Raw genomic sequence first — 13,563 nt, 5'->3', positions numbered from 1 at the left:
GATGCGCATGCGCCATTGGACGCCTACTTTTGACTTCGATCTTGGCGACGTGGCCGACCGCGTGCGCAGCGCGACCGAAGCCTTCGCGACGGCGGAAATTGCCCCGCAGGCGCAGCAGATCGATGCGCAAAACGCTTTTCCTCCGGATCTCTGGCCCAAGCTCGGCGCGCTCGGCGCGCTGGGTCTGACCGTGCATGAGCAATATGGCGGCGCGGGCATGGGTTATCTGGAACATGTGCTGGCGATGGAGGAAATCAGCCGCGCCTCGGCGTCGGTCGGATTGTCCTACGGCGCCCATTCCAACCTCTGCGTCAATCAGATCCATCGTAACGGCTCGGACGAACAGAAGCGGCGGTATCTACCGAATCTCGTCTCTGGACGCCACGTCGGCGCGCTGGCGATGTCGGAGCCTGGCGCGGGCTCCGACGTCACCGACATGCGGCTTAGCGCGGTGAAGCGCGGCGATCGTTATGTCCTGAACGGAAGCAAGATGTGGGTGACGAACGGTCCCGACGCCGATGTCGTGATCGTTTACGCCAAAACGGATCCGGGAGCCGGCCCGCATGGCATAACCGCCTTCATAGTCGAGCGCGTCTTTGCCGGATTTTCATCAAGCGCGAAGCTCGACAAGCTTGGCATGCGCGGCTCGAACACCTGCGAACTCGTATTCGAGGACTGCGAGGTTCCCGAAGAAAACGTGCTCGGCCTCCCCGAGCGCGGAGTCACTGTGCTGATGAGCGGCCTGGATTACGAGCGCGCGGTGCTTGCGGGCGGTCCGCTTGGAATCATGCAGGCCTGCATGGATGTCGTGCTTCCCTATGTGCACGAGCGCAAGCAATTTGGACAGCCGATCGGCGAGTTCGAGCTTATGCAGGGCAAGCTCGCTGACATGTATACGGCGGTCACAGCCACGCGCGCCTATGTCTATGCGGTCGCCAAGGCCTGCGATCGCGGCCGTGTGACGAGGAAGGATGCCGCGAGCGCGATACTTTTCGCCGCTGAACGCGCGACATGGATGGCGCTTGAATCCATTCAGTGCCTCGGCGGCAACGGCTATATGAACGAATATCCGACGGGAAGATTATTGCGCGACGCCAAGCTTTACGAGATTGGCGCGGGAACAAGCGAAATCCGCCGCATGTTGATTGGGCGCGAACTCTTTCAGGAGACAGCCTGACTTTGGATTAGAGATATGCCCCGCCTTGATAGCCTTGTTAATCCGAAAGACGCCGATTACACGAATAATCACCAAGCGATGGTTGATCGCGTCGCCGAGCTGAAGCGGATCGCGGCGGATATTCGAGTGGGTGGCGGCGAGCAAGCGCGTAAGCGGCATCTCGCGCGCGGCAAAATGCTCGCGCGTCAGCGCGTCGACGCGCTTGTCGATCCCTTCTCGCCCTTTCTCGAAATCGCGCCATTCGCCGCCTACGGCATGTATGACGGGCGTGTCGCAGCGGCCGGAGTCGTCGCCGGCATAGGGCGGGTGCGCGGCCGCGAATGCATGATCGTGGCCAATGACGCCACGGTCAAAGGCGGCGTCTATTTTCCGCTGACCGTGAAGAAGCATCTTCGCGCGCAAGAGATCGCCGCGCAGAACAACTTGCCCTGTCTCTATCTCGTCGACTCAGGCGGCGCCAATCTGACGAGCCAGGAGGATGTTTTTCCCGACCGCGATCATTTTGGCCGGATCTTTTACAATCAGGCCACGATGTCTTCACGCGGCATTGCGCAGATCGCCGTCGTCATGGGTTCGTGCACCGCCGGCGGCGCCTATGTTCCGGCGATGAGCGATGAAACGATTATCGTGCGCAACGAAGGCGCGATATTCCTGGCGGGTCCGCCTCTCGTCAAAGCGGCGACGGGCGAAGTTGTGACCGCCGAGGAGCTCGGCGGCGCCGACGTTCACTGCCGCCGGTCCGGCGTTGCCGATCATTGCGCCGAGAATGACGCGCATGCCCTGCAGATCGCGCGGGAGATCGTCGGCAATCTCGGACCTTGCGGCGCCATCACAGTGCCGGTGAGCAGGCCTGCGGAGCCTTGCTACGATCCCGCCGAGATTTACAGTCTGCTGCCGCAGGACCCCCGCAAGCAGTTCGACATCCGGGAGGTGATCGCGCGCCTTGTCGACGCCAGCGAATTCGAAGAATTCCGCAAGCTGTATGGCCCGACGCTGGTGACAGGCTTCGCGCACATCTACGGTTATCCTGTCGGGATCGTCGCCAACAATGGCGTCTTGTTTCCCGAGAGCGCGCAAAAGGGCGCGCATTTCATCGAGCTTTGCGCGCGACGAAAAATACCGCTGCTTTTTTTGCACAATACGACGGGCTTCATGGTCGGGGCGAAGTACGAAAGCGCCGGGGTCGCCAAGGAGGGAGCCAAAATGGTGACGGCCGTCGCCACGGCCGCGGTGCCGAAGCTCTCGATCATCGTCGGCGGGAGTTTCGGCGCCGGCAACTACGCCATGTGCGGACGCGCCTACGCGCCGCGATTTTTATGGATGTGGCCGGGCGCGCGCATCGGCGTCATGGGCGGGGAGCAGGCCGCGAGCGTGTTGACGCGCGTCAAGCGCGAGGCCATGGAGAAACAGCGCAAGGCTTTCTCGGAAGAAGAGGAAGAGGACTTCGCGCGCCCGATTCGTGAGCAATATGAGCGGCAGAGCCTGCCGCTCTATTCCAGCGCCCGACTTTGGGACGACGGCGTCATCGACCCGCTCGACACGAGACGGATTGTCGGTTTGGCGTTATCCTTCGCGCTGAAGGCGCCGATCGAAGAAACGCGCTTTGGCCTGTTTCGCATGTGAGTCATGTTCTATGACGACTTTGCTGCAATCGGTTGACGCGAATGGCGTCGCGACTTTGACGCTGAACCGTCCAGACAAGCGCAATGCGCTCGACTATGAGCTTATTGGCTCTTTGAAGGAAGCGCTTGTAGGATTGGATGCGCGAGCCGACGTCCGCATCATTACGCTAGAAGGCGCGGGAGACTATTTTTGCGCCGGCGGCGACATCGGCTCGATGATCCTCGTCACGCAGCGTTCATCGAGCGCCAATGAGCAGGACGCTTTGGCGCTTGCCCGAATGCTGCACGCTTTGGACACGGTGTCGAAGCCGACGATCGCCTTGGCCAAGGGCGTCGTCGTTGGCGGAGGCGTCGGCCTGCTTGCGTGTTGCGATATCGTCATCGCCGCCGCCGACGCGTCATTCTCGCTCAATGAGGTGCGGCTGGGCTTGCTTCCGGCGATCGTTGCGCCCTTTCTCATCCGGGCCATAGGCCTGCGCCAACTGCGCCGATATGCTTTGACGGCGGAGCGGTTTTCCGCCGCCGAGGCGCAGATGTTGGGTCTCGTCCACCGTGTGGCGCCAAGGCTGGAGGTCAATTTGGCGCATGCGGCGATCGTCGCGGACCTCTTGCGCGGCGCGCCGGGCGCGCAGGCGGATGTGAAGAGCTTCTTCGCGGAATGCCACGGCCACGGCGTGGACGCAGAACTCTTGCGCGAGGCCGCGCATCGACTCGCCGCAAGGCGATCGAGCGCGGAGGCGCAGGAAGGTCTTTCCGCCTTTCTTGAAAAGCGAGCGCCACTCTGGATCGCGGCCGATTGAGATGATGCGCAAGCTCCTCATCGCGAACCGCGGCGAGATCGCTTGCCGAATCATGCGAACCGCGAAAAGATTGGGCGTCACGTCGGTCGCCGTCTATTCCGACGTCGACGCGCAGGCGCTGCACGTCGAACTGGCGGATGAAGCCTATCTACTCGGACCCGCGCCGGCGCGCGACAGCTATCTGTCGATTGGGAAGATCATCGAAATTGCGCATCGTTCCGGGTCGGACGCCATACATCCGGGCTATGGTTTCCTGGCCGAGAATGCGGACTTCGCCGAAGCCTGTGCGGCGAACGGTCTGATCTTCGTCGGGCCTCCGCCCCACGCGATGCGGCTTCTTGGCTCCAAGAGCGAGGCCAAGGCCGCGATGATGCGGGCAGGGGTGCCTGTGGCGCCGGGTTCTTCCGGGGGCGAAGACGCTGAACTGTTCGAAGCGGCGCGCGGCATCGGCCTTCCATTGCTCGTGAAGGCGTCCGCCGGCGGCGGCGGCAGGGGCATGCGCATCGTGCGCGCGCCTGAGGAGTTGTCCGCGGCGATCGAAAGCGCGCGGCGCGAAGCGGGCGCCGCCTTCGGCGATGACACGCTGTTCATCGAGAAATATTTCTCCGGCTACAAGCACGTCGAAATCCAGATATTCGCAGATTCGCTCGGCGGCGTCGTTTCTTTCCTTGAGCGCGACTGTTCGATGCAGCGCCGCCACCAAAAGATCATTGAAGAGACGCCTGCCCCTGGTCTGACGCCCTCGTTGCGAGAGCAGATGAGCGACGCGGCGATCCGCGCCGCCCGAGCCGCTGGCTACGCCGGCGCAGGCACGGTCGAATTTCTCGTCGGAGAAGACCACTTCTATTTTCTCGAGATGAACACGCGGCTTCAGGTCGAACATCCCGTCACCGAGCTGGTCTCGAAGCAGGACCTCGTCGAATGGCAGTTGCGCGTCGCCTGTGGCGCGCCGCTCCCCTTGACGCAGAAGGACCTGAGGATGAGCGGCTGCGCGATCGAAGCGCGGATCTGCGCGGAAGATCCCGCGCGCGGGTTCATGCCTTCGGTTGGCGAGATCGCCCATTTTCACGCGCCGCGGGAAACGCCCTTCTTGCGCATCGACTCGGGCGTGCGCGCCGGGGATCGCGTCACGCCCTATTATGATTCGCTGTTAGCGAAACTCATCGTCTTCGGCGAAAGTCGCGAGCAGGCGTTGCGTCGCCTGCAAGGGGGACTAGACGCGGTCGAGATCGTCGGCGTCGCCACAAATCTCGATCTGCTGCGGGCGATCTCCAAGAGCGACGAAATGGCGGCCGGCGATTACGACACGGAATATGTCGGGAACAATATCGCGATGCTGACGCGCCCCGCTGCGCCGAGCATGGATTCGGATCGCGTCCTTCTTGCGGCGGCGAGCGCGGTCTTCCTGGCCAACGCTCGGTGCGCGGCGCTTGATGCGAGTCGAGCGGTCGGCGACGAGTGGTCGCCCTGGGCCGAAACGGACGCATGGCGGCTCTATGAGCGCGCCAATCATGAACTCAGGGTTACGCTGGCGGGCCGGACGCTTGCTGCACAAATCATGCGTCCGCAGGACGGCGGCTTCCTGCTGAGCTTTGGCGACGCCGTCACGGCGGTGGAAGTTCAAAGCGTCGGCGATCGCCTCTCGCTGCTTGTGGACGGGGTTAAGCACGAGGTCTCAACAGTCGCCTTGGATGACGGCGTCGTCGTCATTCTCGGCGGCAGGAACTATGTCATCCACTGGGTGGAAGCGGCGAGCTCATCGCAAGGCGAAGGACCATCGAACGAGCGCGTGCTGGCGCCGATGCCGGCGACCGTCACGCGAGTCGCGGTGAAGTCGGGCGACGCTGTCAGCAAGGGCGAGACCCTCGTGGTTCTGGAGGCGATGAAAATGGAGATCGCTCTTGCTGCGCCGCATGACGGCGTGGTGGACAGCGTCGCCTGCGAAGTGGGCGACATGGCGATCGAGGGCGCCGAACTCGTCACGATCCTGCGAAAGGACGTGGCATGAGCCTTCCTGCGCGCGTTAGCATCGTTGAAGTCGGTCCTCGCGACGGCCTGCAGAACGAGAAGGTGACGCTGTCGCCGCAGATCCGCGCGGAACTCATCAGCCGCCTTGCGGCCGCGGGACTTTCGCGCATCGAAGCCGGAAGTTTCGTTTCCCCTACGGCCGTGCCGCAGATGGCGCACACGGATGAGACTCTTGCGCTTGCGCCAAGGCAAAATCTGCGGCTGAGCGTGCTGGTTCCAAACCTGCGCGGACTCGCGGCGGCGCTTGCGGCCGGGGCGGACGAGATCGCCGTGTTCGCTGCGGCGTCGGAGACGTTTTCAAAACGCAATATCGATTGCTCGATCGAGGAAAGTCTAACGCGATATGCCAAAGTCGTCGTGGAAGCCCGGCGATACGGCGTCATGGCCCGCGGCTATATTTCCTGCGTCTTAGGCTGCCCTTATGAAGGCGAGGTCGATAGCGGCCGAGTGGCGTCGATAGCCGGCGCGCTCCTCGATATGGGATGCTTCGAGGTCTCGCTCGGCGATACGATCGGCGTCGGCGCGCCGCTGCAAGCCCGTCGACTGGTCGAACGGGTGGCGCGCGTCGCGCCGCTCGACAAGATCGCGGTGCATTTTCACGACACCTACGGACAGGCGCTCGCCAACATCTTCGCCTGTCTCGAAGTCGGCGTCAGCGTCGTCGACAGTTCGGTCGCCGGCCTTGGCGGATGTCCTTTCGCGCCCGGCGCCGCCGGAAATGTCGCGACCGAGGATGTCGTCTACATGCTTCAGCGAATGGACGTCGAAACTGGCGTGTCGCTCGACCGCCTTTTGGAGGCGGGGGCTTTCGCCTGCCGCGAATTGAAGCGCGCGTCGGCGAGCCGCGTGGCGCAGGCCTACGCCGCCAAGTGCGGCGGTCGGGCCGAGACGCCTTTGGGAGGCTGACTTGCCAAAAAGCTTCGCCGCGACAGATTAACTTCAACAATTGCGGTGAATGGCCGAATGTCGTCCTATTTCGAATTGAGCGCCGAGCAAGAAGCCATTCGTGAAATGGCGCGAGACTTCGGACGCGATCGCCTTGCGCCCTTTGCTCTCGATTGGGACCGCGAGCATGTCTTCCCGGTCGACACGCTGCGCGAAGCGGCGGCGCTCGGCATGGCGGCGATCTTTGTGCGAGAGGCGTCCGGCGGCGCCGGGCTGACGCGATTGGATGGCGTGCTGATCTTCGAGGCGCTCGCAATGGGTTGTCCCACGATCGCCGCTTATCTCTCGATTCACAATATGTGCGCGGGCCTGATCGACGCTTTCGGAACCGAGCGCCAGATCGACGCATGGCTGCCAAGGCTCGCGACGATGGAGGTTCTCTCGAGCTACTGCCTGACGGAATCGGGCAGCGGTTCGGACGCTGCGGCGCTACGCACGCAGGCACGGCGCGCCGGCGATCATTATGTCTTGAATGGCGCGAAACAGTTTATCTCGGGCGCCGGCGCGGGCGGCGCCGACCATCTCTATGTGGTCATGGCGCGCACCGGGGAGCCCGGGCCGCAGGGCATATCCGCCTTTGTCGTGGAAGGCGGAACGCCGGGCCTGAGTTTTGGCGCGCTCGAGCGAAAAATGGGATGGAACGCGCAGCCGACACGGGCCGTCATCTTCGATGACTGCCGCGTGCCGGCCGCAAATCTCATCGGACGCGAGGGCGACGGATTCAAGATCGCCATGGCGGCGCTCGACGGCGGGCGCCTGAACATCGCCGCCTGTTCGCTTGGCGGGGCCCAATCGGCCTTCGACCATAGTCTTCGCTACATGGCGAGCCGCAAGGCGTTCGGACGCATGCTCGACGAATTCCAGGCGCTGCAGTTTCGGCTTGCGGATATGGCCACGCAGCTTGAAGTCTCGCGCACATTCCTTTGGCGCGCGGCGGCGGCGCTTGACGCCAAGGCGCCCGGCGCCACGGCGCTATGCGCGATGGCCAAGCGCGTCGTGACCGACGCCGGCTTCACGGTCGCCAATGAGGCGCTGCAGTTGCATGGCGGCTATGGATACTTAAGCGAATATGGAGTCGAAAAGATCGTTCGCGACCTTCGCGTCCATCAGATTCTCGAAGGAACGAATGAAATCATGCGCGTCATCATCGCGCGCTCGCTGCTGAAGTGAGCTGATGGATCTCATTGCTTCGCGAGAGGGCCGTCTCGGACGCATCCTCCTCAATAGACCACCGGCGCTCAACACGCTGACGCTGCCGATGGTGCGCGAGTTCCGGCGCGCGCTTGACGACTTCGGGACCGATCCCGGCGTCAGCGCCGTGCTCGTCACAGGCGCCGGCGATCGCGGTCTGTGCGCCGGCGGCGACGTGAGGCGTCTCTACGAGCTGGAGCCCTCACAAAAGCGGCTTTTCGCCGATTTTTGGCGCGAGGAATATGAGCTGAACGCCCGCATCGCCTCCTTTCCCAAACCCTATGTCGTGATCATGGATGGCATCGTGATGGGCGGCGGCGTCGGCATATCTGCGCATGGCAACCGGAGAGTGGTTACGGAGCGAAGCCGCGTCGCGATGCCGGAGGTCGGCATCGGATTCTTTCCTGATGTGGGCGCGACCTGGCTTCTTTCGAGGGCGCACGAGGTCGGCGCCTATCTGGCGCTTTCGGCGACGTCGGTGGCGGCGGCGGACGCGATAGAGGCCGGTCTTGCGGATGTTCTAATTCATGCGGAGGACGTTGAGCCGCTGATTGGCGGGCTCGCCACGATAGGAGCCGCCGAAGACGTCGATGTTGCGTTGCGGCGCCTCACCCGCCACCCAGGGAACGGCCGGCTCTCGCTGCACAGGCCGTTGCTCGCTGCAGCGACGGCGCATGAGAGCGTCGCAGACGTGGTCGCCGCCTTCGAGCGCGAGGGGTCGGAATTCTCCTTGCGCGCGGCGGAGGACATCAGGGCGAAGTCGCCGACGGCGCTGAAAGTGACGCGCGCATTGCTGCTGCGCGCCGCGAGAGCGCCTGACGTCGAGACGTGTCTGACGAATGAATTCAAGGCGGCGTGCCGCATGCTGGCGACCCACGATCTTTATGAAGGCATCCGCGCCGCGATCATCGATAAGGACCGGCGCCCGAGTTGGTCGCCGGACAGGCTGGACGCTGTGAGCGACGAAACCGTCGAAGACATTCTCGCCGGGGACGACACGCCTCTCCCGGCGTTCAAAAGCTGGGATTCAACCCCATATTTTGCTTGGAGGGGCTAGCTCGCCAGCCGATGAGGAGATTGTCATGAGCGCTGCCGCACCGGTCGCCATCGTCGGCGCCGCGCGCACCCCGATCGGCGGATTTCTTGGGGAGTTGAAGGACGTTTCCGCGCCGCAGCTCGGCGCGCACGCCATCGAGGCGGCCGTGAGCCGCGCCGGCCTGACGCCGAACGACATAGATGAAGTGGTCATGGGCTGCGTCCTTTCCGCGGGCCTTGGGCAGGCCCCGGCGCGGCAGGCGGCGCTTGGCGCCGGGCTGCCGGAGACGACGGGCGCCGTCACCATTAACAAGATGTGCGGCTCTGGAATGAAGGCGGTGATGCTCGCGAGCGACCAACTCGCCGTTGGAGGCGCGCGGGTCGCGGTCGCCGGCGGCATGGAGAGCATGAGCAACGCGCCTTATCTGCTCGATCGCGCGCGCACCGGTTATCGAATGGGACACCGCAAGGTCCTCGACCACATGTTTCTGGATGGGCTGGAGGACGCCTACGAAAAGGGTCGGCTGATGGGCTCCTTCGCGGAGGATTGCGCGACCGAGTATCAATTTACCCGCGAGATGCAGGACCAATATGCGGCGACCTCGCTGGCGCGCGCGCAACGCGCCACAAGCGACGACTCTTTCGCGCAGGAGATCGCGCCAATAACGCTTGGCAAAGGCGCCAACGCGCGAGTCATCGCCAGCGACGAGCTGCCCGGCAAAGCCAAGGCGCAGGATATCGCCCGCCTCAAACCCGCCTTCAGGGAGGACGGCACGATCACCGCCGCCAACGCCAGCGCGATATCGGACGGCGCGGCGGCGCTCGCCCTGATGCGCGTCGACGAGGCCGAGCGCGCCGGCGCGACGCCGCTCGCCATCATTCGCGATTACGTCACCGTCGCGGGCGCGCCGAGCCGCTTTTCCGTCATGCCGATCGAAGCGATCCGCAAACTCCTGGACCGGGTGGGCTGGGCGGCGAACGACGTCGACCTCTTTGAGATCAATGAAGCATTCGCCGTCGTCGCCATGGCGGCGATGCGCGAACTGGACTTGCCGCATGAGAAGGTCAATGTCCGCGGCGGCGCCTGCGCCCTTGGCCATCCGATCGGCGCGTCGGGCGCACGAATCATCGTCACGCTTCTCGCCGCTCTGGAAGCTAAAGGCCTAAAAAGGGGCGTGGCGGCGCTCTGCATCGGCGGCGGAGAAGCGACCGCGATGGCGATCGAGCGGCCGGGCTAGCCCCAGCGCCTCGGTTGCATGATCTTGCGCAGCCGGTCGGTCGAAAGGTCCATCGCGGCGTCGACAGGAGAAACCGCTTAGGGGGCGAAGGGCGCTGCTTCGCCGCCAACGACTTTCTTTGCTCGCCCGTCGCCGGCGTCGGCGATTCGCGCCCCGCGCCAATTTGCAGTCGAGCATGTCGACATTGTCCGCGCGCAGCGCATCGGGGCGCGCGGCCGAAATCAGTCAAGCCCGCAGCCGAGCCTCTTTTCCTGCGCTGCGGCGCCGGGAAATCGCCAAAAAAAATGTCGCAGAGCCGTGACCTCGCGTATCGCCGCGCTACTTCGCTCATCAGGAGCGGGGCGATGGGAAACATTGAGATGGGCTTCGATCTCCATATGGATCTTGTTCAGCTGTTGTCGCCGAGCGGCGAGATCAGCAAGGCGGCCAGCAAGTCGGCGAAGGACATCGAGCGACTGGTCCGATTCTATCGCGCGATGACGCGAACCAGAATCTTCGACAACAAGGCGATCAGTCTTCAACGCACCGGTCAGCTGGGCACGTTCGCATCGGCGCTCGGCCAGGAAGCGATCGGCGTCGGGGCGGCCGCGGCGATGGAAGAACGCGACGTGCTCGTGCCGTCCTATCGAGATCATGCGGCGCAATTCTATCGCGGCATGGCGATGTCCGAATGTCTGCTCTATTGGGGCGGCGACGAGCGCGGCAGCGATTTCAAAAATGCGCGCGGCGACTTTCCAAACTGCGTCCCCGTCGCCACGCAAGCCCCGCAGGCGGTCGGCGCGGCTTACGCGTTGATGGCGCGGAAGGAGGACCGCGTCGTCGTCACGTTCATCGGCGACGGCGGCACCTCCAATGGCGCTTTTTACGAAGCGCTGAACATGGCGGGAGTTTGGAAAACGCCTGTCGTGTTCATCATCAACAATAATGGCTGGGCGATATCGACGCCGCGCGAACTGGAGAGCGCGGCGGAGACTCTCGCGCAAAAGGGTGTCGCCGCCGGCGTTGAGGGGCGCCAGGTCGACGGCAATGACGTCATCGCGGTCCATGAAGTGGTGCGCCGGGCGATCGACAAGGCGCGAGCGGGCGGCGGACCGACGCTGATCGAAGCGCTCACCTATCGGCTCGGCGATCATACCACCGCCGACGACGCATCGCGCTATCGCGATCCCGAAATCGTGCGCGCGCAGTGGACGCGCGAGCCGATCGCTCGACTGCGCGCCTACCTCGTGAGCGAAGGCGCGTGGTCGAAAGAGCAAGAGGCGGAGCTTCATAAAGAATGTGCGGAAGAGGTCGATCGCGAGGTTGCGGCCTATTTGAACGCCTCGCCGCTCAACTCCGACGCCATGTTCGAGCATCTCTACGCAAAGCTCCCGGATACCCTGCAGTGGCAGCGCGAGGAAGCGCGCCGATTTGCCCAGCGCAGCGCAAACGGCAACGGAAACGGTCATGTCTGAAATCACTCTTGTCGAAGCGGTCAATCTCGCGCTGGCGCGCGCAATGAGCGAAGACAAGGACGTCCTCCTGCTTGGCGAGGACATCGGCGTCAATGGCGGCGTGTTCCGCGCCACCAACGGCTTGCAGGCGCGCTTCGGGCGCGAGCGGGTCATCGACACGCCCTTGGCGGAAGGCGGCATCGCCGGCGTTGCGGTCGGCATGGCGGCGATGGGGCTGAAGCCCGTCGCCGAGATCCAGTTTTCCGGTTTTATCTATCCGGCGATCGACCAGATCATCAATCACGCGTCTCGCATGCGCAATCGCACGCGCGGGCGGCTGACCTGTCCCATGGTGCTTCGCTCGCCTTGCGGCGCCGGCATTCACGCGCCCGAGCATCATTCCGAAAGTCCGGAGGCGATGTTCGCCCACATGCCGGGGCTTCGCGTCGTCGCGCCCTCATCCCCCGCCCGAGCCTACGGGCTGCTTCTGGCGTCGGTGCGTGATCCCGATCCGGTGATCTTTCTCGAGCCCACGCGCCTCTATCGTCTCTTCCGTCAGGAGGTCGAGGACGACGGCGTGGAGCTACCGCTCGACGCCTGTTTCATCCTGCGCGAAGGCGCCGACGCGACGGTCGTCACCTGGGGCGCGATGGTGCCCGAAACGCTCGCCGCCGCCGAAAAGCTCGAAGAAGAGGGCGTGATGATCGAAGTGATCGACGTCGCCACTCTGAAGCCTCTCGACGTGGAAACGATCCTGCGATCCGTCGAAAAGACCGGACGCTGCGTCATCGTTCACGAGGCGCCGCGCACGGCGGGCTTTGGCGCCGAGGTCGCCGCGGAAATCGCTGAGCGCGCGCTTTACTCGCTGTTGGCGCCCATCAAGCGGGTCACCGGCTATGACGTGGTCGTGCCGCTGGCGAAGTTGGAGAAGCAATATATTCCAAGCGTGGACCGCATCATCGACGGCGTTCGGCAAGTGATGGAGGCGTCATGAACATCTTTCGTCTTCCCGATCTCGGAGAGGGGTTGCAGGAGGCCGAACTCGTCGAATGGCGCGTCGCCGCCGGCGAGGACGTTAAAGTCGATCAGCCGCTCGTGGCGGTTGAAACCGCCAAGGCGGTCGTCGAAATCCCATCGCCTCAGGGAGGCCGCATCGAGCGGCTGTTCGCCTCCGCGGGTGACGTGATCCGCATCGGCGCGCCGCTGGTGGGTTTCGAGGGCGCGGGAGAGGACACGGGATCGGTAGTTGGGGCCGTTCAGCACGGCTCCGGGGTTGTCCGGGATCAGCCGATCTCAGTCGGCCACGTCGGCGGAGCGGTGCGGGCGACGCCTGCGGTAAGAGCGCTGGCGCGAAAACTGAACGTCGATCTCGCGATGGTGACGCCCTCCGGCGCGGACGGTCTGATCACCACGCAGGACATTGAGCGCGTCGCGCGCATTCTCAGCGAGACGGAAGCCGCCGAGCCGCTGCGGGGCGTGCGTCGCGCTATGGCCCACAACATGGCGCAGGCGCAGGCGGAAGTCGCGGCGGCCACGATCGTTGACGACGCCGATATCAATGCCTGGAGTCCTGGAAGCGATACGACTGTCCGCCTGATCCGCGCTCTTGCCCAGGCCTGCAAGGCGGAGCCTGCGCTCAACGCCTGGTTCGAGCCTCATGCCTTCGCGCGCCGCGTGATGAAGAAGATCGACCTTGGCGTCGCCGTGGATCTGTCGGAAGAGGGCCTGTTCGTGCCTGTCTTGCGGGACGTCGGCAACCGCGATGCGCAGGACTTGCGCAAGGGCCTCGACCGCATGCGCCAGGACGCGGCGGCGCGGCGAATCCCGCCCGAGGAGCTGCGCGGCGCGACCATTACGCTTTCGAATTTCGGAATGATCGCCGGGCGCTACGCCGCTCCGATCGTGCTGCCGCCGACGGTCGCGATCCTCGGCGCCGGCCGGATCAGAGACGAGGTGGTTGCTGTCGATGGCGCGCCCGCCGTGCATCGGATTTTGCCTCTGAGCCTGACCTTCGATCACCGCGTCGTCACCGGCGGCGAAGCAGGCCGCTTCCTGGGGGCTGTGATCGCCGATCTGACGCTCGCGTCCTAAAGT

At 64.2% G+C, this 13,563-nt stretch carries 11 protein-coding genes; all 11 read left to right on the top strand.

Annotated features, from left to right (window positions below; all coding sequences use genetic code 11):
* The first annotated feature begins 7 nt into the window (after positions 1-7).
* The 11 genes from ACR65T_RS05755 (at position 8) to ACR65T_RS05705 (ending at position 13,560) form a co-directional block, all read left to right on the top strand.
* Positions 8-1,177 (top strand): isovaleryl-CoA dehydrogenase, encoded by a 1,170-nt coding sequence (locus tag ACR65T_RS05755; protein WP_434495584.1) that lies wholly within the window; start codon positions 8-10, stop codon positions 1,175-1,177.
* A 15-nt stretch (positions 1,178-1,192) separates the two neighbouring features.
* Positions 1,193-2,800: a carboxyl transferase domain-containing protein gene (locus tag ACR65T_RS05750; RefSeq protein WP_434495583.1), complete on the top strand. Its 1,608-nt coding sequence runs from the start codon at positions 1,193-1,195 to the stop codon at positions 2,798-2,800.
* A 10-nt stretch (positions 2,801-2,810) separates the two neighbouring features.
* On the top strand, positions 2,811-3,599 hold the full coding sequence (locus tag ACR65T_RS05745; RefSeq protein WP_434495582.1) for an enoyl-CoA hydratase-related protein: 789 nt from the start codon (positions 2,811-2,813) through the stop codon (positions 3,597-3,599).
* A 1-nt stretch (position 3,600) separates the two neighbouring features.
* Positions 3,601-5,607 carry an acetyl/propionyl/methylcrotonyl-CoA carboxylase subunit alpha gene (locus tag ACR65T_RS05740; RefSeq protein ID WP_434495581.1) on the top strand — a complete coding sequence of 669 codons (2,007 nt, stop codon included), beginning with the start codon at positions 3,601-3,603 and terminating at the stop codon, positions 5,605-5,607.
* On the top strand, positions 5,604-6,533 hold the full coding sequence (locus ACR65T_RS05735) for a hydroxymethylglutaryl-CoA lyase (protein WP_434495580.1): 930 nt from the start codon (positions 5,604-5,606) through the stop codon (positions 6,531-6,533). Before ACR65T_RS05740 ends, ACR65T_RS05735 begins: the two co-directional genes overlap by 4 nt.
* A 57-nt stretch (positions 6,534-6,590) precedes the next feature.
* Positions 6,591-7,742, top strand: a complete 1,152-nt coding sequence (locus ACR65T_RS05730; RefSeq protein ID WP_434495579.1) for an acyl-CoA dehydrogenase family protein — start codon at positions 6,591-6,593, stop codon at positions 7,740-7,742.
* Between the two features lie 4 nt (positions 7,743-7,746).
* Positions 7,747-8,820: a 3-hydroxyisobutyryl-CoA hydrolase gene (locus ACR65T_RS05725; protein WP_434495578.1), complete on the top strand. Its 1,074-nt coding sequence runs from the start codon at positions 7,747-7,749 to the stop codon at positions 8,818-8,820.
* 25 nt (positions 8,821-8,845) lie between these two features.
* Complete coding sequence (locus ACR65T_RS05720; protein WP_434495577.1) at positions 8,846-10,036, top strand: acetyl-CoA C-acyltransferase; 1,191 nt, start codon at positions 8,846-8,848, stop codon at positions 10,034-10,036.
* A gap of 344 nt (positions 10,037-10,380) precedes the next feature.
* On the top strand, positions 10,381-11,490 hold the full coding sequence (gene pdhA, locus ACR65T_RS05715; RefSeq protein ID WP_434495576.1) for a pyruvate dehydrogenase (acetyl-transferring) E1 component subunit alpha: 1,110 nt from the start codon (positions 10,381-10,383) through the stop codon (positions 11,488-11,490).
* On the top strand, positions 11,483-12,463 hold the full coding sequence (locus tag ACR65T_RS05710; RefSeq protein WP_175093010.1) for an alpha-ketoacid dehydrogenase subunit beta: 981 nt from the start codon (positions 11,483-11,485) through the stop codon (positions 12,461-12,463). Before pdhA ends, ACR65T_RS05710 begins: the two co-directional genes overlap by 8 nt.
* Entirely contained in the window at positions 12,460-13,560 is a 1,101-nt protein-coding gene (locus tag ACR65T_RS05705) for a dihydrolipoamide acetyltransferase family protein (RefSeq protein WP_434495575.1), read from the top strand. The genes ACR65T_RS05710 and ACR65T_RS05705 overlap by 4 nt, the downstream gene beginning before the upstream one ends.
* Positions 13,561-13,563: the final 3 nt, after the last annotated feature.

The organism is Methylocystis sp. (genome assembly GCF_051061285.1).
Classification (GTDB): domain Bacteria; phylum Pseudomonadota; class Alphaproteobacteria; order Rhizobiales; family Beijerinckiaceae; genus Methylocystis.
This window is presented reverse-complemented; position numbering and strand designations above follow the sequence as displayed.

What these genes read in the sequence shown, in the direction of transcription:
- ACR65T_RS05725 (WP_434495578.1), top strand. Translation starts at nt 7,747, where the DNA reads ATGGATCTCATTGCTTCGCGAGAGGGCCGTCTCGGACGCATCCTCCTC.
- ACR65T_RS05735 (WP_434495580.1), top strand. Translation starts at nt 5,604, where the DNA reads ATGAGCCTTCCTGCGCGCGTTAGCATCGTTGAAGTCGGTCCTCGCGAC.
- ACR65T_RS05750 (WP_434495583.1), top strand. Translation starts at nt 1,193, where the DNA reads ATGCCCCGCCTTGATAGCCTTGTTAATCCGAAAGACGCCGATTACACG.
- ACR65T_RS05740 (WP_434495581.1), top strand. Translation starts at nt 3,601, where the DNA reads ATGATGCGCAAGCTCCTCATCGCGAACCGCGGCGAGATCGCTTGCCGA.
- ACR65T_RS05710 (WP_175093010.1), top strand. Translation starts at nt 11,483, where the DNA reads ATGTCTGAAATCACTCTTGTCGAAGCGGTCAATCTCGCGCTGGCGCGC.
- ACR65T_RS05755 (WP_434495584.1), top strand. Translation starts at nt 8, where the DNA reads ATGCGCCATTGGACGCCTACTTTTGACTTCGATCTTGGCGACGTGGCC.
- ACR65T_RS05730 (WP_434495579.1), top strand. Translation starts at nt 6,591, where the DNA reads ATGTCGTCCTATTTCGAATTGAGCGCCGAGCAAGAAGCCATTCGTGAA.
- ACR65T_RS05720 (WP_434495577.1), top strand. Translation starts at nt 8,846, where the DNA reads ATGAGCGCTGCCGCACCGGTCGCCATCGTCGGCGCCGCGCGCACCCCG.
- pdhA (WP_434495576.1), top strand. Translation starts at nt 10,381, where the DNA reads ATGGGAAACATTGAGATGGGCTTCGATCTCCATATGGATCTTGTTCAG.
- ACR65T_RS05705 (WP_434495575.1), top strand. Translation starts at nt 12,460, where the DNA reads ATGAACATCTTTCGTCTTCCCGATCTCGGAGAGGGGTTGCAGGAGGCC.
- ACR65T_RS05745 (WP_434495582.1), top strand. Translation starts at nt 2,811, where the DNA reads ATGACGACTTTGCTGCAATCGGTTGACGCGAATGGCGTCGCGACTTTG.